Source organism: Sphingobacterium sp. IITKGP-BTPF85 (assembly GCF_001006065.1).
In the GTDB taxonomy this organism is placed as follows: domain Bacteria; phylum Bacteroidota; class Bacteroidia; order Sphingobacteriales; family Sphingobacteriaceae; genus Sphingobacterium; species Sphingobacterium anhuiense.
Map to the genome: position 1 here is coordinate 1 of NZ_ASZT02000268.1, position 2,348 is coordinate 2,348.

Sequence of the window (2,348 nt, forward strand, 5' to 3'; positions counted from 1 at the left end):
AAAAGCAGTAATCGTAAAATTACTGCTCGTATATCTTAAAGCTACACTTCGAAAACTCCATAATACGTATTAAGCTTCCTGCGGTTCCGTTCAACGGGCTTTCATCTCGTGTCCTCCGGGCAAGACGAAAGCTTAGTTATTGTGGGCTGGGTTTCTTCGTCAGTCTAAGCTTAATTTATTATGAAGCTGTTTTGTAAACAAAGGCAACCTGTCCAAATTCATTTACAGAACTTTGACAGGCTGCCATTTTATAATAATTGTGGTATGTTTATTTAACCGCTAAAACGTCCAATTTCTCAATAGATGGTGCAGTAGCCAACAATTCAGGTGCATTTTCCATTAACGCCTTTGCAATCTTACCACCAAGATGTGCTTCTCTGCCTTCTTCATCTGAAAAAGTGTCAAAAATGCCAAATGTAGAAGCGTCAATACGGAACGCATACCACGTAACAGTACCTGCTTCTTCATTAGCGAGTGGCAATGCACTTGTGATAAAGGCTTCAACATCTTTTTCTTTTCCTGCTTTAGCTTCTAGTCGAACTAATAATCCTAATTTTTTCATGTCTTTTTATTTTTAAATTAAACCAATTTTGTTTTAACAAATGTAGCACCTTTAAACTTGTGGTGCTTTTTTATTTAGTTCAAAAACTTATGAAAAAAGGTCAAGTTTTCATCATGTTTTTTGGACTGTAACCAAATTCGTTTTTAAAGGCTGTGCTAAAATTTGATAAGCTGTCATAACCAAAGTCCATATAGATTTCTGATGGGGTTGCTTCATTATTAAGCAATAATTTTTTGGCTTTGTTGAGTCGTTTTAGTTGAAACCATTTTCCTGGAGACTCTTGATATAATTGTAAAAATTTCCGCTTAAAAGTAGACAGACTCATATTACATAGAAAAGCGACCTCGTCAATATTCAAACTCGTGTACAGATTTTTTTCAATGACCATTTTAAAAGATAATTCTCTTTCATTGATTAATAATGAATGTAGATAAACAAAAAAACTTTGCCCATACTTATCAGCCAGATACAGCATAATTTCTTCAAATTTCAATTCCAGAATCTTTTGAGAGATTGTTTGATTCAAACCATAAATTTGTTGAATAGAATTAATAAAATGGATAATAAAATTGTCTTTTTCCATAAGGAAATAGGGACTACTGGCCGCTGATTTATTTAAGTCATTTGGGTTAAATAAATGCCCATATTTCAATAAAAAATCATTAATGTTTTTTTGAGAAAAGAAAAAGAGTAGGCAACTATAACTATTTGCCCCTACAATTTCTGTTGTTAAAAAATTCCCCGATGCAAGAAGCAAGGATTGTGTATCATCGATCGAAACGATGTCATTAGAAAAGTGAATGTCCTTTTGTCCGTCCAACAAAAAACTGAATACATTTTTGTTTAGGTTAATCTTATTTTTGGAAACAAGTTTATACGCCTCGTAGTTAGCAATTTGCAGGTCTGAAGTGTCCGTGTAGTTATTTTCAAATAAATCTTCTGGCAAATTTGTAATGTCCATGATAGTGTTGTTTTAAAAAACATTTTGGCATTGTAAATATATTAAAATTCTATTTCAATAATTGTTTGCTCAAGTTTGGATGAATAGGTCGTTTACCCTTGCACACAACGTTCCGGCGCTTGGCGAGGTTGCGAACTTCGGAACTAATTATTTTCTATTAAAGATAAAATTTCTTGCGAAATGTAAACGTGAATTTACTACAAAATTCGCAATCTTGCCAAACGCCTGTTGAACTAAATCTCCGGTAGCTTTTCCCTTCGCTGTTTTATTAACTTTGGTTAAACAAAAAAAATCTATAAAATGGCTACAAAAAAAAATCTCCGGAGGAGTTAAGGGTAAACAAAATTCTGAACCGTGCCTCGAGCGAAGTTAGTGGTTTTGCCGAACTGCTGCAACGCTTCGAAAGGAATATTTCGATCTTGGGCAGGAGCCCCAGAACGTTCGACAATTATTCCCGCCATGTGACAGCCCTGGCACTGCATTTTAAAACCCTGCCTACCGAGTTGGATCCCGAACAGGTCAAAGATTATCTTTTTGAACTGCAGCAACGCTCCAAAACTCCTTCCCAAACTTACTTTAAACACACCGTTTACGGACTTCGCTTTTTATTGAAAACGGAAGGCCTGCCTTATAGTTTTCTGCATCTTCCCGCTATTCCACAAGTGAAAAAGCTTCCTGTCATCCTGAGTCGGGAAGAGATCTGGCGTATGCTTCAATCCGCCGAACTCCTGAAACATAAACTGCTCATCGGACTTATTTACGGCTGTGGACTGCGGTGTATGGAAGTAAGGAATATCGAACTTCAGCATCTGGATTTTGATAGAA

3 protein-coding genes are annotated in these 2,348 nt (G+C 35.9%); 1 reads left to right on the forward strand and 2 read right to left on the reverse strand.

Annotated elements, in window-relative coordinates:
• Positions 1-268: 268 nt before the first annotated feature.
• Positions 269-562 carry a putative quinol monooxygenase gene (locus tag L950_RS24925; protein ID WP_021190094.1) on the reverse strand — a complete coding sequence of 98 codons (294 nt, stop codon included), beginning with the start codon at positions 560-562 and terminating at the stop codon, positions 269-271.
• A gap of 100 nt (positions 563-662) precedes the next feature.
• On the reverse strand, positions 663-1,523 hold the full coding sequence (locus tag L950_RS24930) for a helix-turn-helix domain-containing protein (RefSeq protein ID WP_021190095.1): 861 nt from the start codon (positions 1,521-1,523) through the stop codon (positions 663-665).
• 419 nt (positions 1,524-1,942) lie between these two features.
• On the opposite strand from L950_RS24930, the gene L950_RS28235 reads away from it, so the two are divergent.
• Positions 1,943-2,348: tyrosine-type recombinase/integrase (locus L950_RS28235; RefSeq protein WP_410528161.1), on the forward strand; the 406-nt coding region annotated here is incomplete at its 3' end.

What these genes read in the sequence shown, in the direction of transcription:
- L950_RS24925 (WP_021190094.1), bottom strand. Translation starts at nt 562, where the DNA reads ATGAAAAAATTAGGATTATTAGTTCGACTAGAAGCTAAAGCAGGAAAA.
- L950_RS24930 (WP_021190095.1), bottom strand. Translation starts at nt 1,523, where the DNA reads ATGGACATTACAAATTTGCCAGAAGATTTATTTGAAAATAACTACACG.